At 67.8% G+C, this 25,630-nt stretch carries 28 protein-coding genes; 12 read left to right on the top strand and 16 right to left on the bottom strand.

What is annotated here, in order from left to right; translation table 11 throughout:
* The first annotated feature begins 66 nt into the window (after window positions 1-66).
* On the top strand, window positions 67-474 hold the full coding sequence (locus Pth03_RS37915) for a hypothetical protein (RefSeq protein ID WP_203949334.1): 408 nt from the start codon (window positions 67-69) through the stop codon (window positions 472-474).
* 61 nt (window positions 475-535) lie between these two features.
* Window positions 536-937 (top strand): hypothetical protein, encoded by a 402-nt coding sequence (locus Pth03_RS37920; RefSeq protein WP_203949335.1) that lies wholly within the window; start codon window positions 536-538, stop codon window positions 935-937.
* A gap of 34 nt (window positions 938-971) precedes the next feature.
* Here the strand turns inward: Pth03_RS37920 and Pth03_RS37925 are convergent, their stop codons facing one another.
* Window positions 972-2,174 carry a PAS domain-containing sensor histidine kinase gene (locus Pth03_RS37925; RefSeq protein ID WP_203949336.1) on the bottom strand — a complete coding sequence of 401 codons (1,203 nt, stop codon included), beginning with the start codon at window positions 2,172-2,174 and terminating at the stop codon, window positions 972-974.
* Between the two features lie 505 nt (window positions 2,175-2,679).
* On the opposite strand from Pth03_RS37925, the gene Pth03_RS37930 reads away from it, so the two are divergent.
* Window positions 2,680-3,528, top strand: coding sequence for a helix-turn-helix transcriptional regulator (locus Pth03_RS37930; protein WP_203949337.1), 849 nt, complete (start codon window positions 2,680-2,682; stop codon window positions 3,526-3,528).
* A 293-nt stretch (window positions 3,529-3,821) separates the two neighbouring features.
* Complete coding sequence (locus Pth03_RS37935) at window positions 3,822-4,571, top strand: SDR family NAD(P)-dependent oxidoreductase (RefSeq protein ID WP_203949338.1); 750 nt, start codon at window positions 3,822-3,824, stop codon at window positions 4,569-4,571.
* A gap of 69 nt (window positions 4,572-4,640) precedes the next feature.
* On the opposite strand, the gene Pth03_RS37940 is transcribed toward Pth03_RS37935, so the two are convergent.
* The 8 genes from Pth03_RS37940 to Pth03_RS37975 all read right to left on the bottom strand — a co-directional run bounded on the left by Pth03_RS37940 (window position 4,641) and on the right by Pth03_RS37975 (window position 12,669).
* On the bottom strand, window positions 4,641-6,248 hold the full coding sequence (locus Pth03_RS37940) for a serine/threonine-protein kinase (protein ID WP_239119691.1): 1,608 nt from the start codon (window positions 6,246-6,248) through the stop codon (window positions 4,641-4,643).
* Between the two features lie 92 nt (window positions 6,249-6,340).
* On the bottom strand, window positions 6,341-6,898 hold the full coding sequence (locus Pth03_RS37945) for a hypothetical protein (RefSeq protein WP_203949339.1): 558 nt from the start codon (window positions 6,896-6,898) through the stop codon (window positions 6,341-6,343).
* Window positions 6,899-6,989: 91 nt separating this feature from the next.
* The gene (locus Pth03_RS37950) at window positions 6,990-8,018 is read right to left on the bottom strand and encodes a WD40 repeat domain-containing protein (RefSeq protein WP_203949340.1); all 1,029 of its coding nucleotides are present in this window, start codon (window positions 8,016-8,018) and stop codon (window positions 6,990-6,992) included.
* The gene (locus tag Pth03_RS37955; RefSeq protein WP_203949341.1) at window positions 8,015-9,070 is read right to left on the bottom strand and encodes a CobW family GTP-binding protein; all 1,056 of its coding nucleotides are present in this window, start codon (window positions 9,068-9,070) and stop codon (window positions 8,015-8,017) included. The genes Pth03_RS37950 and Pth03_RS37955 overlap by 4 nt, the downstream gene beginning before the upstream one ends.
* Before the next feature lie 88 nt (window positions 9,071-9,158).
* Complete coding sequence (locus tag Pth03_RS37960) at window positions 9,159-9,626, bottom strand: Fur family transcriptional regulator (protein ID WP_203949342.1); 468 nt, start codon at window positions 9,624-9,626, stop codon at window positions 9,159-9,161.
* Between the two features lie 126 nt (window positions 9,627-9,752).
* Window positions 9,753-10,790 carry an ABC transporter substrate-binding protein gene (locus tag Pth03_RS37965; RefSeq protein ID WP_203949343.1) on the bottom strand — a complete coding sequence of 346 codons (1,038 nt, stop codon included), beginning with the start codon at window positions 10,788-10,790 and terminating at the stop codon, window positions 9,753-9,755.
* Window positions 10,787-11,575, bottom strand: a complete 789-nt coding sequence (locus Pth03_RS37970; protein WP_203949344.1) for an ABC transporter ATP-binding protein — start codon at window positions 11,573-11,575, stop codon at window positions 10,787-10,789. The genes Pth03_RS37965 and Pth03_RS37970 overlap by 4 nt, the downstream gene beginning before the upstream one ends.
* The gene (locus Pth03_RS37975; RefSeq protein ID WP_203949345.1) at window positions 11,572-12,669 is read right to left on the bottom strand and encodes a FecCD family ABC transporter permease; all 1,098 of its coding nucleotides are present in this window, start codon (window positions 12,667-12,669) and stop codon (window positions 11,572-11,574) included. Before Pth03_RS37975 ends, Pth03_RS37970 begins: the two co-directional genes overlap by 4 nt.
* 201 nt (window positions 12,670-12,870) lie before the next feature.
* Between Pth03_RS37975 and Pth03_RS37980 the strand changes: the two genes are divergently transcribed.
* Window positions 12,871-13,374, top strand: a complete 504-nt coding sequence (locus tag Pth03_RS37980; protein ID WP_203949346.1) for a nucleotidyltransferase domain-containing protein — start codon at window positions 12,871-12,873, stop codon at window positions 13,372-13,374.
* Between the two features lie 203 nt (window positions 13,375-13,577).
* Window positions 13,578-13,958, top strand: coding sequence for a winged helix-turn-helix transcriptional regulator (locus Pth03_RS37985; protein WP_203949347.1), 381 nt, complete (start codon window positions 13,578-13,580; stop codon window positions 13,956-13,958).
* A gap of 2 nt (window positions 13,959-13,960) precedes the next feature.
* Here Pth03_RS37985 and Pth03_RS37990 read toward each other — a convergent pair whose 3' ends face one another.
* The 4 genes from Pth03_RS37990 to Pth03_RS38005 form a co-directional block, all read right to left on the bottom strand.
* Window positions 13,961-14,941, bottom strand: a complete 981-nt coding sequence (locus Pth03_RS37990) for a quinone oxidoreductase family protein (RefSeq protein ID WP_203949348.1) — start codon at window positions 14,939-14,941, stop codon at window positions 13,961-13,963.
* 38 nt (window positions 14,942-14,979) lie between these two features.
* Window positions 14,980-16,182: an MFS transporter gene (locus Pth03_RS37995; RefSeq protein ID WP_203949349.1), complete on the bottom strand. Its 1,203-nt coding sequence runs from the start codon at window positions 16,180-16,182 to the stop codon at window positions 14,980-14,982.
* 316 nt (window positions 16,183-16,498) lie between these two features.
* Window positions 16,499-17,473 (bottom strand): NAD(P)H-dependent flavin oxidoreductase, encoded by a 975-nt coding sequence (locus Pth03_RS38000; protein ID WP_308442415.1) that lies wholly within the window; start codon window positions 17,471-17,473, stop codon window positions 16,499-16,501.
* 111 nt (window positions 17,474-17,584) lie between these two features.
* Window positions 17,585-17,911 (bottom strand): rhodanese-like domain-containing protein, encoded by a 327-nt coding sequence (locus Pth03_RS38005; protein ID WP_203949351.1) that lies wholly within the window; start codon window positions 17,909-17,911, stop codon window positions 17,585-17,587.
* Window positions 17,912-17,947: 36 nt separating this feature from the next.
* Between Pth03_RS38005 and Pth03_RS38010 the strand changes: the two genes are divergently transcribed.
* Both Pth03_RS38010 and Pth03_RS38015 read left to right on the top strand, forming a co-directional pair.
* Window positions 17,948-18,565: a TetR/AcrR family transcriptional regulator gene (locus tag Pth03_RS38010; protein WP_203949352.1), complete on the top strand. Its 618-nt coding sequence runs from the start codon at window positions 17,948-17,950 to the stop codon at window positions 18,563-18,565.
* 66 nt (window positions 18,566-18,631) lie between these two features.
* Window positions 18,632-19,384, top strand: a complete 753-nt coding sequence (locus Pth03_RS38015) for an MBL fold metallo-hydrolase (RefSeq protein ID WP_505874713.1) — start codon at window positions 18,632-18,634, stop codon at window positions 19,382-19,384.
* A 564-nt stretch (window positions 19,385-19,948) separates the two neighbouring features.
* Here Pth03_RS38015 and Pth03_RS38020 read toward each other — a convergent pair.
* Window positions 19,949-20,578 (bottom strand): SMI1/KNR4 family protein, encoded by a 630-nt coding sequence (locus Pth03_RS38020; protein WP_203949354.1) that lies wholly within the window; start codon window positions 20,576-20,578, stop codon window positions 19,949-19,951.
* A gap of 176 nt (window positions 20,579-20,754) precedes the next feature.
* Here Pth03_RS38020 and Pth03_RS38025 point away from each other — a divergent pair, with 176 nt between their 5' ends.
* Window positions 20,755-21,651, top strand: coding sequence for an aminoglycoside phosphotransferase family protein (locus tag Pth03_RS38025; RefSeq protein ID WP_239119692.1), 897 nt, complete (start codon window positions 20,755-20,757; stop codon window positions 21,649-21,651).
* 32 nt (window positions 21,652-21,683) lie between these two features.
* Here Pth03_RS38025 and Pth03_RS38030 read toward each other — a convergent pair whose 3' ends face one another.
* A complete protein-coding gene (locus Pth03_RS38030) occupies window positions 21,684-22,427 on the bottom strand; it encodes a MerR family transcriptional regulator (RefSeq protein WP_203949356.1) in 744 nt (247 codons plus the stop codon).
* A 48-nt stretch (window positions 22,428-22,475) separates the two neighbouring features.
* Between Pth03_RS38030 and Pth03_RS38035 the strand changes: the two genes are divergently transcribed.
* The 3 genes from Pth03_RS38035 (at window position 22,476) to Pth03_RS38045 (ending at window position 24,469) form a co-directional block, all read left to right on the top strand.
* Entirely contained in the window at window positions 22,476-22,751 is a 276-nt protein-coding gene (locus tag Pth03_RS38035; protein WP_203949357.1) for a hypothetical protein, read from the top strand.
* A 99-nt stretch (window positions 22,752-22,850) separates the two neighbouring features.
* Window positions 22,851-23,213, top strand: coding sequence for a YciI family protein (locus Pth03_RS38040; protein ID WP_203949358.1), 363 nt, complete (start codon window positions 22,851-22,853; stop codon window positions 23,211-23,213).
* The gene (locus tag Pth03_RS38045) at window positions 23,210-24,469 is read left to right on the top strand and encodes an RNA polymerase sigma factor (RefSeq protein ID WP_203949359.1); all 1,260 of its coding nucleotides are present in this window, start codon (window positions 23,210-23,212) and stop codon (window positions 24,467-24,469) included. Before Pth03_RS38040 ends, Pth03_RS38045 begins: the two co-directional genes overlap by 4 nt.
* A 22-nt stretch (window positions 24,470-24,491) precedes the next feature.
* Here Pth03_RS38045 and Pth03_RS38050 read toward each other — a convergent pair whose 3' ends face one another.
* On the bottom strand, window positions 24,492-25,499 hold the full coding sequence (locus Pth03_RS38050; protein ID WP_203949360.1) for an NAD-dependent epimerase/dehydratase family protein: 1,008 nt from the start codon (window positions 25,497-25,499) through the stop codon (window positions 24,492-24,494).
* Between the last annotated feature and the right edge of the window lie 131 nt (window positions 25,500-25,630).

Below are 25,630 nucleotides of genomic sequence, written 5' to 3' on the forward strand. Positions count from 1 at the left end.
TACTCAGACCGAATTGAGTATTTCGACCAGATTTGCAACTGATCATGGTTGCGGATAATTCGGATCATGGACTCAGAAACCACCGAGCCGGGGACATGGAGCGGTCTTGCCCTCGTCGTCTTGACCCTGATCTGGCTGATAGGAACCCCGTACCTGTTCATGGTGGCGTTCGGAGAAGGGTTGCGAGGCTCGCTCGGAGGTCCTTCCGATGACGACCGTGCCACGCGGTTCCTCATCGCCGCAGCGGTTGTCGGGGTTGCTGCGCCCGCGCTCGCGGCCATCGTCGCCGGGATGACTCGGAGGAAGAGTGCTACATGGGTCTTCGGAGTCTCGACGGCCCTCTGCCTCCTCCTCGTCACAGCGATCAACGTCATCGGGCAACGTGAGGCCGGCTCCACCCCCACTCGGGAGCCACTGCCTCCCGGCTATTGCGTTGAGCACAGCGGCGGAGGCAACGATTGTCCCGGAGGCTGAACACGTACGCGCCGTGCAACGCCTCCGGGCACAACTCAGGGTGCATTCCGGAGGTGGAGAGATGAGCGTGGTGTGGGCGACGACGTCACCGGAATCGGGACGGTTCTCGGAAGGTGAGAGACGTTCAGACGTGAAGGATCTGTCGGACCGCTTCAACGAACTGCGTTCCCGTGGTCAGGGCTACCTCGAAGTTCGGTTCCCGGACACTGAGTTTCCTCATTTGAACTTCGGCTTCCGCGGTGATCATGCGGTCATCCATCTGACCAATGACGCCGAGGGGACGGCTCTTGTCGTGGGAGATGGCACCGTCCCATCTGGTGCCGTGGTCGACGTCCCGATCATGGACGACCTGGCGGCGTTCACTGGTGACTTTGTCATGAGTGTCGATCGGGCGTGGAGCCTTGTGCACAACTTTATCCAGACAGGGGCGCCCAGCGATCTGGGTGAGTGGTGCGAGTTGTAGCCACGGAGAAATCGTGAGCACAGCATCACGACCTTCAGGCGGCGAGGGGAAGTCGGAGGACGAAGCGGGCACCGGTGGGGTGCTCGTCGACGTACAGGTGCCCACTGTAGGCCTGGGCGATCTCGCGGGCGATGGGCAGACCGAGCCCGGAGCCGCCGGGATCCAGGCGACGGGCATCATCCAGGCGGCGGTGCCGTTCGAAGACCCTTTCACGGTCAGCTGGGGCAATGCCAGGGCCGTCATCGATGACTTCAACGACCGCATGGGGCAGGGCAGCGGTGACGATGATCTCGATCGTGGTGGTGGTGTGCCGCTCGGCGTTGTCGAGCAGATTGCCCAGGAGCCGGGCCAGCCGGATTCTGGAGGCGTGCACCACCACCTGCTGATCGAGCCGGGTGAGGACGGCGGCGGCGCTCGGAGCGCGGCGGTCCAGTTCGTCCGCGACCAGCTGAGCGAGGTCGACCGGTTCGGTGGCGACGGGCGTCGCGATGTCCAGGCGGGCGAGTTCCAGCAGATCGGCGACGATGTCATTGAGTCGCTCGACATCTCGCAGTGATTTGCGCAGGGCCGGGTGCAGGTCGGTGTCGGATTCCGAGAGCGCGACCTCCAGTTCGGTCAGCAGCCCGGTGATCGGGTTGCGCAGGTCGTGGGAGGCGTCGAAGACGAACCGCCGCTGCCGTTCGATGGCCTCTTGCAACCCCGACGTGGTGAGCTTGAGTCGTTCGTTGAGGTCCTGGAGTTCGCGGGCTCGAGCGTAGACGTCGGCGCTCATCGCCTCCAGTCCCGCCCTCGTCCCCGTGCCACCGTGTCCGCCGGACCTCGCCAACTGGTGAAGGAAGTCGGTGACTTCCTCGGTGCGGTGAATGATCAGTTCCACTTCACCGTCCGGACCCAGGACGGGGGTATTGATCGTGTTCCAGTACCGCTCCTCGAACACCCCCGGTCTGCCACTCGCCTCCATGTCGTACCGCTTCAGCGCCATGGTGTCCCGTTCGCCGGTGGCGAGAACTCGTTCCAGCGACGCACGCAGGCACTCCGGACCATGCGTGCCGGGAGCGTCGGGATTGCCGGGGAAGACGGCGAAGAAGTGCCGGCCGAGCAGGTCCGCCCGGTCCCGCCCGGTCACCGTCAGGTAGGAGTCACTGGCCGCCGCGATGACGAAGTCCGGCGTCAGTACCAGCAACGGGGCCACGAGGGCCTTGAACACCGCTCCGTAGTCGACCGCCGGGCTCGTCACCCGCGCCTCACCTCGATGCCCACTGGCGGCCCGGCCGCCCCCAGGGCCAGAGCGTCCCCGGAGCGGCGGGCCCTGGTGGTCGAGGAGTCGATCTATGTCCATTTTGTCACCCTATGCCGCATATGCGGCACAACGATAGCCCTAGACTGGAATCTTTAAGAAAAGCAAGGTCTTCGCCATATGGGGTTATGTGATCTATGCCGGGTTACCGCCGCTGTGGGCCCACCACTGGTGCCGTCGAACGCGGTCGGTCTGGCTGTCCACGTTCTCCTACGGTGAGGGCCACCGATGAGGTGCGTACCATCGAGAGGGCGCACTCCCCGTCCTGTCCCGCCGGGCGAAACCGGCCGTCATGCGTCACGAAGAACTCGACGAGGCAGCGACACGACTCTGAACAGATCGTCGATTATCGAGGTTGGGGCACGGGGTGTATTCCCACCAGGATTTCCGCGCACGCGAGTTGGCGGGCAGCTGGGACAGAACCTTCGCCGATCTGCACGGTGCGATGAAATTCGCGACCGATGATGCCACCGCCCCGTGGACCGGCCGGCTGGTGTGGCAGGAGTCCGACGCATTCTGTATTGCGCGGTGCTCCGGCAGGGAAGAGTCGATGAGCCGGGAGGCCAAACATATCCGTACGGACCCTCGCGGCACCTTCGAATTGCTCGCGCCGCTGGCCGGTGAGGCATGGGTCGAGCAGGGCTCCGAATCGATCCGCCTGACGCCTGGTCTGATGGCGCTGTGTGACGTCGACAGGCCTTTCCGGTTCGCACACGACGAAGGCCTCCTGTCCGTCTCCCTGATCGTGCCGGAGCAGCGTGTCGCACAGCGCAGCAGGGTCGCCGTACGTGGCCCTCATCTGATCGAGGCCTCCGGCGGCCTGGGGCGCCTCATCCGGCAAATGGTCACCACCCTGCACGAAGAACGCGAGCAGCTCACACAGCCGACCTTCGACGGCGCCTGCGACCGGTTGCTCGACCTGGTGTGTCTCGCGGCGGAGGGGCAGACCGGCACGACCCCGGTAGGGCATCGGGCAGCGGTCGAGGCATCGATCCGGCGATATGTCCGCGCGCATGCGCACGAGGATTCACTCGATGTGCGCGCCATCGCCGCAACGCTGGGCTGGTCGCCGCGGTACGTCCAGCAGGTCCTGCAGGCGGCCGGCACGACTCCCCGTGACCTCATCCGTTCCGAGCGGCTGCGACTCGCGCGGGCCCGGCTCGGCAGTGGCGCTTGGGGCGCGATGTCGATCGCCCAGATCGCGGCCTCGTGCGGCTTCAGCAGCCATTCCGCGTTCAGCACCGCGTTCCGCGCGGAGTTCGGCATGACGCCCAGCGAAGCCCGCCATCCCTGAGTGCGCGTTCAGGCGAAAACGCTGTGCGCCCCGTTGAAAGACCGGGGCCCCGACGCCGTACAAGACTGTCGCCATGCCGAATATCGAAATTCCCGGCGAACTCCCGCGCGGACGGCTCACTAGGATCCGCACGATTGTCGCCGCCCATTGAAGTGGGCTTCCTGTGCGGCGCCCATGGTGGAAGGGCGATTTCCCGGCGCCCTCGTGGTCGCGAACCACACGCGAAGTTGTGAATCGCTATTCGTGGCACCCCGAATCAGTCAGACGTAATTGCATTTCCTCAGGGAGAATCGATGTCCGAGAAGAGTCTTCAGGGCAAGGTCGCGCTGGTGACAGGCGGCAGTCGGGGCCTCGGAGCAGCCTCCGCGCGCCGTCTCGCCGCAGCGGGCGCCGATGTCGCCATCGCCTATGTGCGGTCAGCCGACAAGGCGGGGGCCGTCGTCGACGAGCTGAAGAGCCACGGTGCGCGGGCCACTGCCTTCAAGGCCGATCAGGCGCAGCGTGACGACGTGGTACGCATGGTGGGTGAGGTCGCGGACCACTACGGACGCATTGACATCCTGGTGAACAGCGCGGCCGTCTTCATGTACGGCCCGATGGGATCGCTTTCGCCCCAGGATGCCGAGTACCAGTGGGCGGTCAACGTGCAAGGGGCGGTGACGACCACACAGGAAGCCGTCGCGCACATGCCCGACGGCGGCCGCATCATCAACCTCGGTTCTGTCGCCGGAGATCGCGCCTACTTTCCCGGGTTCGGCGACTACAGCGCGACCAAAGCCGCCCTGGGCATGTACAGCCGGTCCTGGGCCCACGAACTCGCTCCGCGCGGCATCACGGTCAACACCGTGGTGGTCGGGTTCGCCCAGACCGACATGGTGATCCCTGCGGACAGTGATGCAGGAAAGGCGATTCTGGGGACCCTGCCCTTCCACCGTTACGCCGCCCCCGCGGAAGTGGCCGCGACTGTCGGCTTCCTCGCAAGCCCGGATGCCTCGTACGTGACCGGCGCCGATGTCCATGTGGACGGGGGCTGGCATGTGTAGCAACGCGGCAGAGCCCGGGTTGTAAGCCCGGGCGCCCGGTCCGGACGGCAGACCGCAGCGCCGGCCGTGTCAGCGAAGGACTATTCCCCTGACCTTTCCACTGAGGCTCAGGCCGGGCTGCCACTCCAGAGTGAACGGTTTGCGTAGATCGTCGGGCATCGGGAAGACCGCGTGGTCGGTGAACTTCTTGCCGGCCTTCACCGTCCAGTTCTTCCGGTGCGGATGGGCGGAACAGAAGGTCCCCTTCGAAGGGACGGCCTGGCCGCCGGCGAGCATGAGCACACTGGCGGTGGGAAGTTCGTCCTTGCAGGTGAGTTCTCGCGTCCGTCCCCGAGGGCGATAGTCGACATACGCCGTTAGAGTGCTTTTGCCCACCTCAAAGTAGTTCAGGACGAGAATCCAGTCGCTCCCGGTGTAGAACTGGCGGTTGATGCGATATCGGCCGGGAGCCGGCGTCTTCGTATCTGCCGGAGTCGCTTTGACCGCGGGCGTGGACGCGGACGCGCTCACGCTGGCTACCGCCTTCTGTGGGGCTGCCGAACTCGTCGCTGCGGCCTTGGCTTCCGGCTCCTGCGCATTCCGCACCACAGTGGCCACGCCGCCGGCCGCGAGCACGACGCCGCCGACAACTCCGGCGATCTGGAGGCGGCGGGCCCACGACTGCCGGGGTGGATCCGGCGTCTCCGCTGGGGCGGTGTCGGTGTCCAACGGGGCGGTGTACATGTCCAGGCGGGTGACCAGCGTCGCCGGCAGCCAGTCGACCGTCGGGTCAGTGTCACTCATCATCATGGTCTCGATGACCTGTTTGACCGAGGGGCGAGCCTCTGGGTCTTTGGCGAGGCATCGGCTCACCAGCGAGAGGATCGGCTCCGGGCAATCCGTGAGCGTGGGCTCCTCATGCACGATCCGGTAGAGCACCGTGGCGTCCGGGCCCTCTCCGAAAGGAGTACGACCCGTGGCCGCGAAATAGGCCGTGGAGCCCAAGGCGAAGAGATCGCTGGCGGGGCCCGCCGTTTCTCCCCGGGCCTGCTCCGGTGACATGAACCGCGGCGACCCGATGCGCAGCCCGGAACGGGTGAGCGGGGTGCTGTCGGCCGCACGAGCGATGCCGAAGTCGATGACCCGTGGCCCGTCCGGGGCAAGAAGGACGTTGGCGGGCTTGAGGTCGCGGTGCACGATTCCGGCGCGGTGAATGGCCTGCAAGGCCTCGGCGATACCGGCGACCAGCACGCGCACGGTGTCGACCGGCAACGGCCCGAGTTCCCTCACCGCCAGGGCGAGCGAAGGGCCGGGGATACAGGCCGTGGCCAACCATGGCTGCGCAGCCCGGGTGTCGGCGTCGACGACCGCGGCAGTGTAGATGCTCTGCACCCGTTGCGCCGCATCGATCTCCTGCTGGAAGCGTCGGCGGAACTCAGGATCTTCCGTGTAGTCAGGGCGTATGACCTTGATCGCCAGCCGCCGCCCGCTTTGGGTGCTGCCCAGGTACACCCTGCCCATGCCGCCGGCGCCCAGCCGGGCGAGAATGCGGTAACCGCCGATCTCGCGCGGATCATCTGCGGCAAGGGGTTGGAACGGCGGTTCGGACCATGCCGGCTGCACGTGGGCTCCCCCATCGCTCGGTAAGAACACGCAGCAACATAATGCGCCATTCACCCATTGCCAGGCGATCTCCAACGACGTACGTGTTGTCCTTGTAATCCGCCGATTTATCGGGGTTCATCAAGCGGCGGCAGCTCACGCACCGGCAGTCATCGCGGCCACCTTCGTCAGCAGCGACGGGCGTATGCCTCGTAAAGGCTGGCTCCGGCCATGACGTCGAGAGCGACCCGGGCGGCAACCCCTACCCATCCTTGGTGGTTTTCCGCCAAGCCGGCTAGAGCGACGGGATCAGCAGCGGAAAGAGTCCGACGCAACTCCTGGGCGGTATCAAGGCCGACCTCCGACCAGATCCAGTGCGCCACGATCACCGCGTCACCAACGGCCTCAGAGTCTGCGGCGACCTCTGCAGTGAGATACGGCAACCCCCCGTCGTTGGCGCCATACCGCAACGCGAGCGCCACCAGCGTACGACTGGCGCGACGGTCGTTCGGGTCGCGATCGATCCGCCGCCTGGCGTACTCGTCGAGTTTGAAGATCGTGGATCGGTCGTTGGCCTGCTCCGCCCAGAAGTCGTCCGACCGCGGCAACGCAGCCAAGTCCTCCATGGTGGTCCGCAGCGGCGTCACCAGCCGCTCCAGAATGTCTGGGTGCCCGACGGTCTCCGCCGTATCCCGCAGAAAATCAGCGATCGAGGCGACCTGCTGCTCGAGGTCCGCAGTCGTCATACCCGACAGTGTCTTTCGGAAGGTGTCGTTGACCGAAACCTGCGTCCGACCCTAGCCCCGGCGCTGGTGACACGGACCCGACTGGAGGGCGTCACAGGCGGGTCCGCTGGGGCAGCCGGTGGGCCCGGACTCGGCCGTCTCGGTGGGCGGCGATCAGCAGGTCGGGGCCGGCCCAGGCCAGCGCGGTCACGGCGCCACCGCCGTCGAGGGTACGGGCGGGGCTCAACCGTGCCTGGGGCAGACCCGACGTGGCATGCCACAGGGCGATGGTGCCGTCCTCGCCGCCGCTGGCCAGATGCCCGGCCGAGCCGGGACGCCAGGTCAGGGCGGTGATGGTCTCGTGGGCGCTCAGCGAACGGGGCGCGGTGCCGGCCGGGCCCTTGCCGGAGAAGTCCCACACGGTCACGTCCGGAGCGCCGTCGGCGGCGAGCCAGGTACCGGTGTCGTCGAAGGCGAGGCGGGAGACCTTCTCCGGGTAGCCGGACATCGTCAGCTCGGATCCGTCACGGGTACGCCAGATGTGGATGGAGGCATCCTGGTTGCCGCTGCAGATCCACCGGCCGGTGGAGGAGATGGCCAGCGCCAGGTGCGAGCCGACGTAGGGGTAGGTGACCACCGGCGTACGGCTGTGCCGTTCGTAGCAGCACACCGCGCCGTAGGCGGCCACGGCCAGACGGCGGCCGTTGCGCATCCACGCCACATCGGTGACGGTGCTGGCAGCGGTTTCGGTGGACCACAGTTCCCCGCCGTCCGGATCGAGCACCAGGGCACGTCGGCCTGACGCGATCGCGACCCGCCCCTCGTCGGCCCATATCGCCCTCGATGACCAAGCGCCGGTTTGGGAGACGGTCGTAAGTCCGTCGTCGCGCCTCCACAGCGCGTATCCGAAGGGACCGGTGGCCGCCAGATGCCGCGCATCGGGGGCCAGGGCCACGTCCAGCAGCCCTCCCGGCAGGTCGAGGGCCCTGGTCGTGGCGCCGGTGGCGATGTCCAGCACCCAGACCGTGCCTTCGGCCCCGGCGACGGCGACGAGGTCGCCCTGGGCGCTGAGGGCGACGGGAGCGTCGTCGACGGCGACGTCCCAGGCGGTGTCGAGATCGGCGGATGTGATGCCGCTCATGCGGCGGTCCCGGCGGTGGTCCCGGCGGTGGTCAGGCAGTCGGCGAAGGCACGCTCCAAGGCCTCCCGGTCGAGGTTGCGGCCGATGAACACCAGCCGGTTGCGGCGGGTCTCATCCTCCCGCCAGTCGCGGCCGAACTCTCCGTCCAGCAGCATGTGCACTCCCTGGAAGACGTACTGCCGGGATTCCCCCGCGATGGCGACGATGCCCTTGGAGCGGAAGATGTCGGCGCCCTTGGTGCGCAGCAGGTTTCCCAGCCACCCGTTGAGCCGGTCCTCATCCAGCTCGCCCGGCACGTCGATGCCGACCGAGGTGACGGTGGCGTCGTGCTGGTGCTCGGTCTCGGTGAGGAAGGCCGGGTCGTCCTTCAGCACCCGGTCCAGGTCGAACGCGCCGACGTCCAGGACCCGGCGAAGGTCGATCTCGGCGTGCTGGGCAGGGATGATCTCGACCAGGGCGTTGACGGCGCGGATGCGGGACACGACCTCGTCGATGGTCTCCTGGCGTACGAGGTCGGTCTTGTTCAGCACGACGCGGTCGGCGAAGGCGATCTGCTCGACGGCCTCGTTCTCCACCCCCTCGGGTTTGACCTCGTCCAGGTGCTGCAGCAGGTGGGCCGCGTCGACCAGCGTGACGATGGCGTCCAGGCGCAGCTGGGCGGCGATCTCGTCGTCCATGAAGAAGGTCTGGGCGACGGGCGCCGGGTCGGCCAGACCGGTGGTCTCGATCAGGATGTGGTCGAACCTGTCGCGCTTACGCATGAGAGCACCGAGGATGCGGATGAGATCGCCGCGAACCGTGCAGCAGATGCATCCGTTGTTCATCTCGAAGATCTCTTCCTCGGCGTCCAGCACGAGGGCGTCATCGATACCGACTTCACCGAACTCGTTCTCGATGACGGCGATCCGCAGGCCGTGCTGCTCGGTGAGGATGCGGTTCACCAGCGTCGTCTTGCCCGAGCCGAGAAAGCCGGTCAGGACGGTGACGGGAACGCGGCCATCCTCCGCGTCGGCGGCATCGGCGGTTTGCGGAGCGGAGGTGGGTTCGCTCATGAGGTCAGACTCCTTCGGGGGTGGAAGCGAACAGTACGCGCAGGTCGTCCTTGGTGACCTGCTCGACGGGACGGTGCACGGTGGTCGCCTAGCGGCATGACGGCTCTCCTTCGTCGGCGACGGGTGGTGTGGTGGTACGGCAGGCGGCGCAGATTCCGCTGAGTTCGACGGTGTGCTCGATCGCGTCGAATCCGGCGGCCTCGCCGATCCGGTCGACCCAGGCCTCCACCGCGTCCGCATCCACCGGCTCGCTACGGCCGCAGGATCGGCAGACCAGGTAGTGGCGGTGCCTGCCGAACGGCCGTATCCGGTACAGCCGTTCGCCGACGTCGTCGCGTACGACATCGACCTGGCCGTATGTCTCCAGCTCTCGGAGCAGGCGATAGACGGTGGTCAACCCCACCCCGATCCCGTCGGCGGTGATCAGGGCGTGCAGTTGCTGGGCTGAGACGAAGTCGGGGCAGTCCACCAGGACATGCAGGACTGCGCCTCGCTGCCGCGTCTGGCGTCCCGCCGGCAGGGCGCGCGCCAGTTGCTCGGCGTTCCGGCAGCTCATAGCGGTATCACCCCAACTGGACATTGATCACCAGATCCGACCGCAGCACAATATATGAAAATGAATACCATTTCCATTCGGCTGGAAGCCCATACCCGCCCGCAAGGTGTGGGCTCCGATCACGCTTCAATCGCCGGCGACACGGTCGTCGAAGCGCGGGACGATCGTGGACTCCGGCACCAGATTCCAGCGTTCGAGCGCCTTGCGTATCTGTTCGGCGGCGTCGATGTTCAGGGGACTGCTGGTCCACAGGGCATAGGGCAGGTTGAGGAATCTTTCCTCGGTCACCGCGGGCAGGCGGTTGATGCCCGGCCGTGACTTGAGCAGGCGGACCTTCTGCTGGAAGGTCTGCGGTGGATAGTCGACGAAAACGAACGCGTCGGGCTTGCTTGCGGCGACCCGTTCCCAGGACACCTTGGTCCAGCTGTCGTCGACGTCCTCGATCGCATTGCGGCCCCCCGCGCTGTCGATGATCGCCTCCGGCGCGCCGAACCGGCCGCTGGAGAACACCGTGTCGCTCGCGCTGTCGAACAGGAAGATCGTGGGCGGCTTTTCGGGGCGTGGTGCGTACTGGAGCGCGTCCAGCCGTCGAGTGATGTCGTCGACGACCTGTTGCGCCTGCTGAGTGTGGCCGGTGATCGTGCCGAGATTGCTCAGGTCGTCGCGCAGCGCCTGCCACGGTTCGACGATCCCGCGCCGCTGCCCGCCGTGCTGCCGGCAGCTCTCGGTGAGCACGTAGGGCGCGATTCCCTGTGCCCGCAGGGAAGCCGGGGTGAGCCGCGTCTCTTCGCTGTAACCGTAGTTCCAGCCGGCGACCATGACATCCGGCCGTTGCGCGAGCACGGTCTCACTGGACGGATACTGCGGCGCGACGACGTTCAGCCGGTCCACGACGTCGCCGTAGTGGCGACGCAGCGTGTCGGCGTCACGTTGCAGGCTCGACACCGCGGCGACCTGGTCGACAGCCCCGATGGCGAGGGCCATGGCGATCATGTTGCCGTCATTGACGAAGAGCCGCCGGGCGGGAGAGGGGAACTGCGCGGGCTCACCGCAGTTGGTGATCGTGATTGCCGCGCCGGCCGACTGCGTGGGGATGCTCGTGCCGCATGCGGCGAGCGAGACGGCCGCTGCCAGGGCGGCGACGCCGGAAATGGTTCGTCTCATGGCGTGTCCTCGGTACGGAGGGGGGTGATCAGCAGGTGCGTGTCACCGGTGACCGGATGGCGAATCGGGGTGGCGTCGACGCCGAAGACGGCGTTGACGACATCGGGAGTCAGCGCCTCGCGGGGTGGCGCGAGGGGCAGGGCGCCGCCTTCGTGCAGGACGAGTACGCGATCACAGGTGGTGGTCGCCAGGGTGAGGTCGTGTAGCGCCACCACCACGGTGCGGTCGAGCCGGCGCACGAGGCGCATCAGGTGCAGCTGATGCCGTACGTCGAGGTGATTGGTCGGCTCATCGAGCAGGAGCAGCGGAGTCTCCTGTATCAATCCCCTGGCCAGGAGGACCCTGCGGCGTTCGCCGCCGGACAGTTGGTCCACGGGCCGGTCCAGGAAGTCGTCGAGATCGACCGCGGCGAGCGCGGCCACGACGGCGGCACGCTCGTGGGGCCCGCCGCCGCTCCACGGGGGGCGGTAGGGGGTCAGGCCCAGCGCGACGAGTTCGCCGACGAGCAGGTCCGAGGGCAGGTCCTGCTCCTGGCCGACCAGCGCGACCGTACGTGCTCGCTGCCGGGCGCCGAGGCGGTGCAGCCGGACACCGTCGACGAGCACGCGACCGGCTGAAGGGGGGCGGATCCCGGCGAGGATCCGCAGCAGCGTGGATTTCCCGCATCCGTTCGGCCCGACGATCCCGACCGTCTCCCCCTCGGCGATGTCGAGCTCGATATCCCGGAGGATGACGCGTTGCCCCACCGAGCAGGCAAGCCCCTCGGCATGGAGGTGGGCGGTCACCCGTTCCCCCCGAAGCGATAACGCCGGCGTCCGAGCAGAACGAGAAACGCCGGTGCGCCGACCAGCCCTGATACGACACTGAGCGGAATCTCGGTGGGCCGTACGAGGATCCGGGTGACCACGTCGACCCACAGCAGGAACAGGGCGCCGCACATCGCCGAAGCCGGCAGCAGGACCCGATGCCGGGCTCCGACCATCAGCCGCGCCGCGTGCGGCACGACCAACCCGACGAAACCGATGCCGCCCGAGGCCGCGACCAGTACGCCGACCAGGATCGCCAGGAGGACGAACAGGGTGGTGCGCGCCGCGCGGACGGGAACGCCGAGCGATGCCGCCGTATCAGAACCCGTCGCCAGCGCGTCGAGCCAGCCGCTGCCGGCGAGCAGCGCCGCGCCGACAACCCCGACCGTGACCGCCGGTATCGCGAGTTGGTGCCAGTCCGCGCCGGCCAGGCTGCCGAGCAACCAGAACAGTACGGATTGCGCCGCGGCCGGATCGGGACTGCGAAAGACCAGGTAGCTCGCGATCGCCGAGAACGCCGAGCCGAGGACGGTGCCCGTGAGGACCAACCGCAACGGGGTCAGCCCACCTTGGCCGGTGGCGACGACGAAAACCAACACCGCGGCACCGAGCGCACCGATGAGCGCACCCCCGGACAACGCCAACTCCCCGGCGCCGGCGAACAGGCCCAAGGTGATCACCGCGGTGGCGCCGACGCTCGCGCCCGAGGAGACGCCCAGCAGGTACGGATCCGCGAGGGGGTTGCGTACGAGCGTCTGCATTCCGGCTCCGGCCAGCGCGAGACCTGCGCCGACAAGGGCCGCGAGCAATGCGCGGGGCACCCGCAGTTGCCACACGATGGTGTCGTAGGCGAGGTCCGTGACTGGGCCGTCGGTCACCCGGCCGACAAGCACGCCCAGCACCGTGCTCGGCGACAGTGACTCCGCTCCGAACGCGGTCGACAGCACAAGACTGGCCAGCAGGGCGAGTGTGACGAGGAAGAAGGCCAGTGGGGTGCGGAGCCGGTGCCTGCCCGTCACCGTAGTCGGTCGCGGAGGGCTGGATCGAGCCAGCGCGAGTTTCACCGATGACACAGCAGCCTCCTCGGGCTTACGGGACCAGGCGGGAGCGGCTCCGGTCCTTCGTAGGGAGGGCACCGACCCTAACGAAAATGGTTTTCATTTTCAAATGACGGGTGCCCGCCCGGCAGGAGATGAGGCGGGGGGCTCACGTGACGCCGCGCCCCGCAGAAACGGCTCGCCCGAGCGGAGCGCCGGCAGGTAGGGTCATGCGCCGTGTTCGAAGCCACCGAGGTCACCGAGATTGTCAAGCTGCTCCACGACGGTGGATGCCGGGTCTGGGTCGGCGGCGGCTGGGGCATCGACGCGCTCGTCGGCGAGGTCACCCGCCCCCACCGGGACCTGGACCTGATGCACGACGCCACCCAGGAGCCCACCCTGATCAAGCTCCTGGAGAACGCCGGGTTCGCCGAACGGCACGACATCGTCCCCGGACGGCCTGCCCGGTTCGTCATGCGCCATCCCGACGGGCGAGACCTGGACCTGCACCCGCTGACCTTCCGGCCCGACGGCTCCGCCGTACAGCCGGCCAACGACCAAGGGGACGTCTTCCCCTATCCCGCCGACGCCTTCACCACCGGCACGATCCTCGGCATGACCATCGCCTGTCTGTCGGCCGGGCAGCAGGTCCACTTCCACCAGGGCTACGAGCCGACCGACCGGGACCGGCACGACATGGCACAGCTGCGCAGGGTGTACGGCATCGCCACCCACTTCTGATTCCTGTCGGTCCTGAGCACCGACAGCAGACGGGAGGGAGACCGGCCGTCCTACGCCCTGAACACGGTGGGCGGGATCGGGAGTCCTGGTTCGGCGACCTTCGGCCGGCTCACGAGTTCAGCGCTCTGTCCAGCGGGAATACGGCCGAAAGCCTTCAACTTGTAGAACCAATGGCCATTTCTGAAACCCGGAAGCTGGTGAGCATGGACAAGCCCCTGGTGAGTGCGATCAGCGACATATGCGACCCGGAGGAGAGCAAGGTCGCGTTCGTCCGTGACCTCTTCGGACGGCTGGGCGAGAAGTGGTCGATGCGGACCCTGGACGAGCTGGCTCACGGCCCTCTGCGTTTCACCGCGCTCATGAATGTGCTTCCGGGGATCTCGCATCGCATTCTCACCGTCACGCTGCGCACGTTGGAGACCGACGGCATGGTGAGCCGGACGGCTTATCCGGAGACACCCCCGCGAGTCGAGTACGCGCTCACGCCGCTGGGCGAGAGCTTTGTGTGCCGCGCCCTCTCGATGGTCGCCTGGGCGCAGGACCATCAGCGGGAGATCGAGGCCAACAGGGCCAATCGTCGCTGAGCTCACCCCGGCTGGACTGTGAGAACGAGCGAGCCCGTGCTGCGCCTCGATTCCAGGTCCCGGTGCGCGCGGGCGATGTCCTCGAGTGGATACACAGTGATGGCCAGATCTGCTAGCTCGCCTCCGGCCACGAGCTCGAACAGCTCGTCGGCCAGCGACTGGCGCTCCTTCTGATCGGGCACGAGCGCATCGAGGCTCGGCCGGCTCAGCGCGACGCGCTTGGCGGAGATCAGTTCTCTGTCCGGAGCGGGCTGGCCGGAGGATGCGCCGAACAACAGAACGGCACCGCTCTCGGCCACCACGTGGAGGGAAAGGTCGACGGTGTCGCGTCCGACGCCGTCGAAGACGGCATTCACCCCCTTTCCGCTGGTGATCCGCTCGATCTCGGCAACGATGTCCTCGCCGGAATCCAGGGCGTAGACATGATCGGCTCCGTTCGCCGCGGCTGCGGCGACCTTGGCCGCGGAGCCGACCGTGCCGATGACGACCGCCCCTCTTGCCTTGGCCAATCGGACCAGCAGCGAGCCGACACCGCCCGCCGCCGCATGGATCAGGACGACGTCTCCCGCGCCGACCGGGTAACCCTTCGTGACCAGCGCGCCGGCGGTGAGGCCCTTGGCCGTGATGGCCGCGGCCTGCTCGTAGGTGACCCCTTCGGCCAGGTGGAGAATCGATGACGCCGGGATCAGCCGCTTCTCGGCATTGGCGCCCGGCACCGACGTGTACGTCACACGATCCTCGACCTTGAAGGCGGTGACGCCGGGACCCACGGCCTCCACGTCACCGGCTGCTTCGAGTCCGATGGTGACAGGGAAATCGTTTCCGCCGATGGCGCCGGCACGGAACGCGAGGTCGATGTAGTTCACGCCGACTGCTCGCTGGCGAAGGCGTACTTCTCCCGGCCCGGGCTCGCCGACGTTTTCCTGCTCCGCGGTGAAGGTGCCGGGGTCGCCGTAGGCGTACTGGTGGATGACGAGGCTCATGGGAGCACTCCTTTCTAATGGTGAGGGATCTCTGCGGGTCACACGCCGTGCCGGGCGAGTACGGCGAAGCATGCCGACACGATCGCGGTCAGCCCGCTGATGACGAAGACGGCGGTGAGTCCCGCCGAGTCGACGAGGACGCCGCCGAGACCCGAGCCGACAGCGATGGCCAGCTGCATCACGGTGATGAAGATGGCGGAGGCGGCTTCAGGAGCGTCCGGCGTCACCGTCAGCATGTGGGTCTGGAGTGCGAGCGGGACGAGGCCCCAGAGGACGCCCCACGTCCCGATGAGGATGCTGACGACGACCGGCGCCCCGGCGACGGCGGGAAGGACGGCGAGGACGACGCCGAAGGCGGCTGCCGCGCCGACGAAGGTCAGCATGCGGTCGCGTTCCACCAGGACCGGGCCGACCAGCGTGCCGACGATGCCGGCGAGTCCGTAACCGATGAAGAGCAGGGTGGCGAAATCGGAGCTCAGTCGCGCGTTCTGCAGCAGGAACGGTGTCACGAACGTGGAAGCGGCAAACTGCCCGGTGGTGGCGATTCCGCCGGCGATGAGGACTGTCCGGCCGATCGGGACGCGGAAGACCGCGCCGAGATGGGCGAAGGTCATCCGGCCGGCAGGCGGGATTTCCGGCAGGACCGCCAGTTGCCCGATGACGATCAAAACTGCGAGCGCGGCCGCGGCGGCGAACGTGAGGCGCCACCCGATGAGGTTGCCGAAGAACTGCCCGGCGGGAAGGCCGATGACGGTGCCCGCGGACAGGCCCGCCAGGATGATCGACGTCGCTCGTGTTCCGGCTTGCTGACCGGCCAGGCGGAATCCGAGTGGAGGCACCACGGCCCAGAACCCGCCGATCGCGACGCCGAGAAACACGCGAGCCAAAACGACGACGGCGAAGTTCGGCGATACAGCCGCGATGGCGTTCGACAGCAGGACGAGCACGCCGAGGGTGACGATCAGAAGGCGGCGATCGAGGCGGCCCGCGCCGACGATGACCAGTGGCACCGCGATGGTCGCGCTCAGCCCGGGGACGAGCACCATGAGCCCTGCCGTCCCGAGTGACACGTCCAGGTCGCGGGAGACGTTGGGAAGGAAGCCCACGGGCGTGAACTCCGTGGTCACGATGAGTGCGGCGCCGAGTGCGAGGGAGAACACCCCCAGCCAGGCACGGATCGACGGGCTACTGGGTGACGGTGTGCCGACGGCGTGAGTCGCTGCGAGGTCTGACTTGCTCAAAGGACGGTTCCTCGGGTTTACGACGACTGTTTGACCTCATGGGGAACACGCGCTTTCGGCTCGAATTCCTCTCCGCGTCGCCGCACGTTTTTGTTCGTCACGAACAAAAAAGGAAGAAATCTGGTGGCACCGTTAGGCACTAAAAGGTGCGTGGCACCGGCGAATCACGACTCCGAGACGAATAGCCGTGAATGATCCGTACCGACGCCTGGCCCACGACGACTATGGCGATCGCCTCGTCACGTCTCACTGTCGTACGGGCGGTGGTGCCGGGCTCCGGCCCTTGCCGGCGGACCGCTTCTGGCAGCCGTTCCAGTCAGCGCCTTCCCGCTCGGTTCAGGGCGTCCTCGGCCTGCGCGGCCAGCGTGGCAACAAGATCGGCTGCGGCCGGCAGGTCGGTGATGAGGTCGACGGCCTCGCCCGCCCACACCGGTAGCGGAGGCACCTCGCCCCGTGCCACGTCGTCCTGATAGGCCTGCCTGGCTTCGTGGTCGGCGGCGAGCTCCGCCTCTCGTCCGCGCCAACGGTCGAGATAAGGGTGGCCGAGGGTGCGAGCGGTGTATTTCGCGGGCCATCGCGAGCCCCGGGCGATGTCCAGGACGCGGCTACGCTCGGTGTCCTGCCCGCGTCCCGCCACGATCGCCGTGGCGATCGAAGGGTCGACCAGAGCCTCGGCCGTGGCCTGGAAACGGGTGCCGACGAGCGCGCCGGCGGCGCCCAGAGCGAGCGCGGCGGCCACGCCGCGGCCATCGGCGATCCCGCCGGCGGCCAGCACCGGCACCGGTGCCGCCAGGTCCACCACGACCGGCACGAACGGCAGCGTGGATCTCCCGTTCCGGGCCCCGTGCCCGCCGCTCTCAGTGCCCTGCGCCACGATGACGTCGGCGCCGAGGTCCACCGCCCGCCTGGCCTCCTCCAGGTCGGTGACCTGAATGATCAGGGCAGCACCTGCCTGACGGACGCGCTCGGCGAAGGGGCTCGGGTCGCCGAAGGACAACATCACCGCCCTGGGGTTGCAGTCCAGCACCCGCTCTACCGTGGCGATATCGATGGCCCAGGTGAGCAGACCGACCCCCCACGGATTCCCGGTGCCCGCCGCGAGGATCGGCAGCTCGCGGGCCAGCCACTCCCGATCCCCGCTCCCGGCGCCCAGCAACCCGAGCCCGCCGCCGCGCGAGACAGCCGCCGCGAGTGCGCCACCTGCCGACCCGCCCATCGGCGCCAACGCGATCGGGTGGGCCACACCGAACAACCTCGTAAACGCCGTCGACAACGCCATAACCGCCATCATGACCCAGGCACATCCTCCACCGGAGTCGCGAGCGAATGGGCGGCAAGCTCAGGCGTACGGAGTGAGAGGCGGCCGGCACTCTTGCTCGGCCGCCTCTCCCCCGTCGACGTATCAGGCCGACTCGGTGGGCAGGCCTGCGTCCACCCAGTCCTCGATGCCCTCCTTGTACTTGCGGACGTTGGCGTAGCCGAGGGCGGTGAGCCGATCGGCGACCTGCCCACTGTTGGGGCAGGCGGGGTTGGAGCAGTACGTGACGATCGCGGCATCGCGGTCGGGCAGTACGGCCGATGCCCGTACGTCGACCTCGGCCGGGTGCAGGGCGACGGCGCCGGGCAGGTGCTGCTTGGCGTGGTAGTCGCCGCCCAGTGCGTCGACCACCGTCACGGTGCCCGAGTCGATCGCGGTCTTCAGCTCATCGCGGGTGATGAGTACGGCCATGTGGCTACCTCCAGTCAATCGGACTATAGTCCGGATATGCCTGAAGACGTTACCGGACCACAGTCCGGTTCTGCAATACCGATCGAACTGCTCCGCACGCCACCGCCCAAGGAACGCGCGGACGCCGCCCGCAACCGGACCGCCATCCTCGATGCGGCCGCCGGCCTCTTCGCCGAACACGGCGTCGACGGGGTGTCCATGGACCAGGTGGCGGCGGCCGCAGGCGTCGGCAAGGGAACCGTGTTCCGCCGCTTCGGCGACAAGGCCGGGCTGGCTGTCGCCTTGCTGGACGACCGCGAGCGGACGCTGCAGGAGGCGATCCTGCACGGGCCGCCGCCCCTGGGGCCCGGCGCACCGGACGTCGAACGCCTCGCCGCATTCGCCGACGCCTACCTCGACTACCTGCTCAAACACCTGCCTCTGGTGCGCATGTCGGAGACCGCCGCCCCTGGCGCGAGGTACCGCATCGGCGCCTACCGCTTCTGGCACCGCCACGTGGCGGTCCTGCTCCACGGCACGCCCGACGCCGAACACACCGCCCACGCCCTGCTCGCGTCACTCGCCGCCGAACACCTCACCGCGGTCCTGCCGGAACTCGGCGAAGAGCGCATCCGCGCCGGAATCGCCCGACTCTGGCGGCAGGCGATCTCCTGACGGCGCGCCACGGGAATCCGGATCATCCCGGTCTGTCGTAAGTCCACGATCTGACATCCTGTGCGAATGCGGCAGGTCACCGTACTCGGTAGTTGTGGCGCTTTTCCGGAACCAGGCCGTGCCTGCAGCGGTTTCACAGTGGACTGGGACGGCTACCGCTTGGTGCTCGACCTCGGATACGCCACGCTGCCGCGGCTGCTCACGCACTGGCCGGACGGTGCCGTCGACGCCGTCGTCATCACCCACGAGCACCCCGATCACTGCATCGACCTGCATGGGCTGTTCCGGATGCGGTTCTACGGTCACTCTGGTGGACCGCGACTGCCGTTGTACTGCCCGCCAGGCGTGCTCGACCGCATCAGCGGCCTCGAACCCGACGTCGACCTGCACGCGGTCTTCGAAGTGCATCCGCTGCCCGGCAGTTATCGGGTGGGGCCGTTCGACCTGACAGGACTGTCGCTCCCGCATTACGTGCCGAACGCGGGCATCCGCCTCCAGGCCGACGGGATCACCGTGGCCTACTCGGGCGACACCGGCCCGACCCCCGTGCTGGCCGAACTGGGCCGCGAGGCCGACTTGTTCATCGTCGAGGCCACCGACCGCGACGGCGAGACCGGCCGCCCCACACGCAATCTCCTGACCTCCACCGAGGCCGGTCACTGGGCCCGCCGAGCGGGCGCCCGCCGGCTGATGCTCACCCACTTTTGGCCAGGCAACGACCGAGCAGCCTCACTGGCCGCCGCCCAACTGGCGTTCGACGGCGACGTGCTTGCCGCCGAAGAAGACCTCGTCGTCATGCTCGGGACACCGGATCACTGAAAGGCTATTCGCACCGTCGCGCGGCCCAGCCAGAGATGGTGTTCGCCCGCGGGTGCATATAGATCATGGGGTGATCTTCAGCGTAATGCGCGTTGCGACCGACCCAGGCTGCCCTCGACCGCGCCTCTCAGCGCAGGGCGGCTAGTTGGTCAGTGATCACGAAGCCTGGAAGAGTCAAAGGGCTATCTTGTACGAGAAAGACACCGCCACGAACGGCCGGGTTCCATCCATTTGCGAGGGCGTGATCAACGACCGCGCGTACGTCCCTTGGTGTCGGGAACGCCGTATCGGTTGTGCAGTAGCCCCACGGTCCGCCCTCGTAGGTCGAAAGTAGATCCGCCTGGAGCCTTCGGCTGTTCTTTCCTCCACCCCAGACCCGAAGACGTATATATCGCCGACAAGTGTCATCGCCTGTGGTGTGGCCGACCTGCGCCGACCAGACGAACATTTGTTGCCCAATTCGCAGTGCCCGCATCCTGGTCTTCACGTGGACGCCTCCGAAGACACCTGAGAGCCCTGATCGGTCCGACGGGCTCCGACGATAACTCGCGGGATGATCGGGAGTCACCGTAGGCCCACTGGCGCCGGAATAAGCGGCCTACCGTTGAGCGAACGGCAGTCCTCACCGAGGTCCCACCACAGTTGCCCGTCCAAGGTCAGGTAGGGAAACTCCCCGCGGACACCGCCTCCGAAGTGCAGGGCATGAGAGACGTCGCCCAGGTACGAAGCCAAGCTCGCCCACGAATCGGAGAAGTCGCCACCGCCACCGTGGCCTGCCCAACCGAGCCGACCGTGATCGGGTCCCGGACGCAGATCGATGATGTGGGCTTTGCCGTCGGCGCTCTCCGCCCAGGGAATCCACAGAGGATGCCACCACGGCTCGTCGTCCCAAGGCGGCACCACAAAGCCATCGTTGTCCGCTGCGGTCTCCATACAGATCTGCCAGTGCTCCGCAATACCCGACGCGGACAGCGGTGCCGACTCCGGCAACAAGCTGCTCCAACCGCTCAGCCCGTCATGACACTTCAACGACTCCTTCAGCTCATCGGGGAGCCGTATGCCAAGCACATGCTGCGCAGACTCCAACGCTTCTGCGGTCACCGGAGGATTGAGCATCGCCAGAGCGGCCGGCGCATGCGCCGCCAGCCAGTCGTCGATTCGGCGCCACGACGACGACACCGTGCCCTCACTCATGCGGCCATGGTGGGGCCTATATGCGGACAGGGCAAAGATGACCGGATACATGATTTCGGGCCCTGATGGTTTCCGGGCTGTTCGATCTCAGCGGCGGCATGGCCCGAAGCCTCCTTACGGAGCCGTAAACATGTTGCAGGAGCAGACCGCGACGCGTAACGCTGCCCGGCGTGAAGATGCATGCCGACCAGCTGACGGTGTCACCGGAGACAGTGCGCACATTGGTAGATGCGCAGTTCCCTGAGTGGCGGAGTCTGCCCATCACGGGCATCGCTCCCCATGGGACGGTCAACGCCATCTTCCGCATAGGCACCCACTTCACGGCTCGGTTCCCTCTGCAGCCCGGGAATGTCGACTCGACGCGGCGCTGGCTGGAATCCGAAGCGGAGGCGGCCCGCGAGCTGATAGGTCGCACGCGGTTTCCCACGCCTGAGCCGGTCGTGCTTGGTGAACCGGGCGCGGGATACCCGCTTCCATGGGCGGTTCAGACGTGGTTGCCCGGCGCCATGGCCACCGATGAGGACCCGGGCGAATCCATCGCGTTCGCCCACGACCTGGCCGATCTCATCAATGACCTGCGCGCTGTCGGGACGCGTGGCCGTACGTTTGCCGGCAAGGGGCGGGGAGGCGACCTTCACTCCCATGACGCGTGGATGGAGACCTGTTTCAAGCACAGCGAACGACTCCTGGACGTTCGCCGGCTTCGCCAGGTGTGGAAAAACCTTCGAAGTCTGCCGCGCGAAGCTGCCGACGTGATGACCCACGGTGATCTCATTCCCGGCAACGTGCTCGTGTCCGCCGGTCGGCTGGCCGGGATTCTTGACGTCGGCGGCTTCGGACCGGCCGACCCTGCTCTCGATCTTGTCAGTGCCTGGCATCTGCTTGAGGCTGCGCCCCGGCAGGTGCTCCGCTTCGACCTCGAGTGCGACGACCTCGAATGGGAGCGAGGCAAAGCCTGGGCCTTCGAACAGGCGATGGGGCTCGTCTGGTACTACCTCGAAACCAACCCGGCTATGAGCCGGATGGGCCGCCGCACCCTGGAACGCATCCTGGCAGACGAATCGTTCTCCTGAGCCCAAGCACCGGATCGCAGCGGCGATGAACGTCAGGTACGGGAGAGCTGATCTCGGATCAAGGCGTCGAGTCGTCGCCACGCCGGGGATGAGGCGTTCACCGCTCCTTGGATCAGTGCCGGGATCTCAGAGTTGGTGTTCTGCCCAGGAAGATCGGCGGATCCGTATCGTTCCAGGGTCGCACGGACGACGCGTCGGGCGAGGTCGTCGATGCGGGGGTCATGCGGATCGAGGTCATGGGCGCGGTCGTAGTCGAGGTACATCTGACGTAGCGCGGGATCGGTGAGGGCCTGGGCCTGGTCGTGGAACAACTCGACAGCGGTGTCGGGGTGGGTGGCGAAGACCAGAATCCACAGGTCGGTCTCAAGGGCGACCCATCGCGGGCTGAACCCGAGTTCGGGCAGCCGCTCGAGGTGGCCGGCGACTTCGGGTGGAAGCATCTGGAGGCGCCCTGCCGCGAGCCCTCGCAGCCGCCGCTGGGTTTCTCGTAAGCCTCGAATTCGGGCGGTGAGGTCGGTGTCCACCTGATGGAGAGCTTCTCGGAAGCCCTCATCGGAGGCTGCGCGAAGTTCCCTGATGCGGGCCAGTGGGACCCCGGCTTCGGCCAAGGTGCGGATCTTGATCAGGTCTATGGCGTGCTGGGCGGTGTAACGCCGGTAACCGGAGGAGTCACGGTCGGGCTCAGGAAGCAGCCCCTTGTCGTGGTAGACCCGAATCGTCTTGATCGAAACGCCGGCGTACTTGGCCAGCCGGCCGATGGTGATCATCGCGTCCATGTCCTCCCGCTTGACCTTGCCCTAAGGGCAGGGTTGCAGCATGTGGCCATGGCGAACATAGACCCTGACCGAGACACCCTCCGCGCACTGGCCGACGAGGGCAACGAGACGGCCCTGGACCGCCTGGCCGACCTTGCCGATGCTCGCGGTGACCTCGAAGAGCTGAGCGACCTGCTGGACGAGGGCTGCATGTGGGCGGGGCACCTGCTCACGCGACGCGCGGTCACGGCGGGTGACCTGCGTGAACTGCAGCGGCTGTGGGACGCCGGCTGCGACGAGGCCGGCCACGAGCTGGAACGGATGATCGCCGCGCCAATCGACTAGCGGAAGAATGTCGGAGGGATGTCGAGAACGGCGCGTACCGCTCCGTCTGCAGGGTGACAGCGCGCCGACGGGGTGCGCGGACCGGAAGGGATTCCCGAGATGAAGTACCTGATGCTGATCTACGGCAACCAGGAGAAGTGGAGCTCGATCCCGGCGGAAGAATGGCCGGAGGCCATCGCCAAGCAGGACGCGTTCAACAAGAAGTACCAGGAAACCGGCGAGCTGCTGGGCGCGTACGGCCTGGCCGACGCGGCCGCCGCCCGGCTGGTGCTTCGCAAGGACGGGGCCCCGGCCGTCACCGACGGCCCGTACCTGGAGACCAAGGAGTACATCGCCAGCTTCTGCCTGCTGGACTGCGAAAGCGAGGAGCGGGCGCAGGAGATCGCGGCGGACATGCCCTGGGCCGACGTCGAGCCGGTCGAGGTGTGGCCGATCCTGCACGAGGCCGCGGCCGACCTGTGAACCCGGATCGGGGCGTCGAGGACCTGCTGCGCGAGCTGGCGCCGCAGGTCCTCGGCGCGCTGGTCCGCCGGTACGGGCAGTTCGACGCGTGCGAGGACGCCACCCAGGAAGCCCTGCTGAAGGCTGCGACGTTGTGGCCCACCCAGGGAGTACCGGACAATCCCCGCGGTTGGCTGGTCACCGTCGCGTCCCATCGGTTGCTGGACGAGTTCCGCAGTGACCAGTCGCGGCGACGGCGGGAGGACGCCGTTTTCATGGCGGCGACCCCGCAGTCCGCGCTACTGAGCGCACCCGCGGACGCCGGGCTGGAGACGGACCGGGACGAAACGCTGACCCTGCTGTTCCTGTGCTGCCACCCCGCCCTGTCCGCACCCAGCCAGATCGCGCTGACGCTGCGCGCGGTCGGCGGTCTCACCACGGCGCAGATCGCGGCGGCCTTCCTGGTCCCGGAGGCCACCATGGCCCAGCGCATCAGCCGGGCCAAGCAGAACATCAAGGCGAGCGGGGCGTCATTCGCGATGCCGGAGGCCGCCGACCAGGCCGTGCGGGTCCGTGCCGTGCTGCACGTGCTGTACCTCGTCTTCAACGAGGGCTACACCGCCACCACCGGACCGGAGCTCACCGCGCCACAGCTGTCGGACGAGGCGATCCGGCTCACCCGCCTGTTGCGGCGGCTGCTGCCGGACGACGGCGAGGTCGCCGGGCTGCTCGCCTTGATGCTGCTCACCGACGCTCGCCGGCCCGCGCGTACCCGGCCCGATGGGAGTCTGGTGCCGCTGGAGGAACAGGACCGGAGCAAATGGGATCGCCGGCGCATCACCGAGGGGGTTGCGCTGATCACCGAGACCCTGCCCCGCGGCCAGGTCGGCCCGTACCAGCTGCAGGCGGCGATCGCCGCGGTCCATGACGAGGCAGAGCACCTCGACGCGACGGACTGGCCGCAGATCCTCGCTCTGTACGAACTCCTGGAACAGATAACGCCGAACCCGATGGTGACCCTCAACCGTGCGGTCGCCGTCGCCATGGTGCGCGGACCGGCCGCTGGGCTGGAACTGCTCGCCGTACTGGAGTCGGATCGACGGATGGCACGCCACCACCGCCTGCTCGCGACCCGGGCGCACCTGCTGGAACTGGCGGGCGAACACTCCGCGGCGGCGGCCTGCTACCGGGAGGCCGCCGCGCTGGCCACCAGCTTGCCCGAGCGCCGCCACCTGATCTCCCGAGCCACGCGGCTCGCCGGCAGATCGGCCCCCTGACCTCTGTCCGCCGGATACGTCGTCAGGGCGCGGAGGCCTGGCGCCACGCGGCGATGACGGCCTGTTCCTTGGTGGGTTCGATGCCCAGGGGCGGCCACTCAGGATGGGACGGGATCACCCGGCCCGCCTCGACCACCCACCGCCAGGTGTCCGTCACGGTCTCCTCCACCGGACGGCAGCGCAGGCCGGTCGCCCGGGCCCGTTCCGTACCGGTCCAGACGAGCCCGGCGAGGTCAGGCTCGGGAGGGACCCATCCAGGCAGCTCGGTCCACCGATTGACGCCCGCCGCCTCGATGACCGGCCAGTCGGCCCAGACAAGCCTCGCGTCACTCCCGGTCGCGCCCACGACGGCCTCCAGCAGGCCGCGCATCGTCGTGTGCCCCTCGGGATTGACCAGGTTGACCGGCCCCGATACGCCCCCTTGAGCCGCGTTGAGAAGCCAATCGGCCAGATCCCGGACGTCGACGTACCGCAGCGGCAGATCAGACGGCCCCGGCGCCAGCACTTCGCCGCCCCGCTCGATCCGGAGCAGCCAGTACGGCAGACGGCCCATGTTCTCGTACGGCCCGAGAATCAGTCCTGCCCGCGCCAGCACGGCACGGTCTCCGAACACCTCCTCCACGGCCATCTCCCCACCCCACTTGTCCGGCGCGTAGTCGGCGCTGTCGCTGTGGGCGGACGCCTCGACCGTTGGCCAGGTCTCGTCCAGGCCGCGGGGCACGGGCGTCGCGTACACGGCCCGGCTCGACACGTACACGTAACGCCCCACCTGGCCGGCCAGGGCCCGCGCACTGTCACGGACCACCCGAGGCGCACCCGCCCAGGTGTCGACGACGGCGTCCCACCGGCCTTCGGCGAGCCGGGCCAGGTCATCCGGGCGGAGCCGGTCCCCCGTCACCCGCTCGGCCCGCGGATGCGCCCAGCCGCCCAGCCCTCGGTTGAACGTCGTGACCTGCCATCCCCGTTCGACGGCCTTCGTCACAACCCAGCGCCCCACGAACGAAGTCCCACCGAGCACAAGGATTCGCATCGGGTGATTGTCGCACCGGAACGGACAGCGTATTGGCAGGGGTTGGGCGCCGAGATCGCAGCTGATCGTGACCGGCCGGTCGTCTGCCTACCGCGTCCGCCCGTCGTCGGCCGCTCGCCTTCACGCCGTCA

It is taken from the genome of Planotetraspora thailandica, assembly GCF_016863335.1.
GTDB classification, from domain to species: Bacteria; Actinomycetota; Actinomycetes; order Streptosporangiales; family Streptosporangiaceae; genus Planotetraspora; species Planotetraspora thailandica.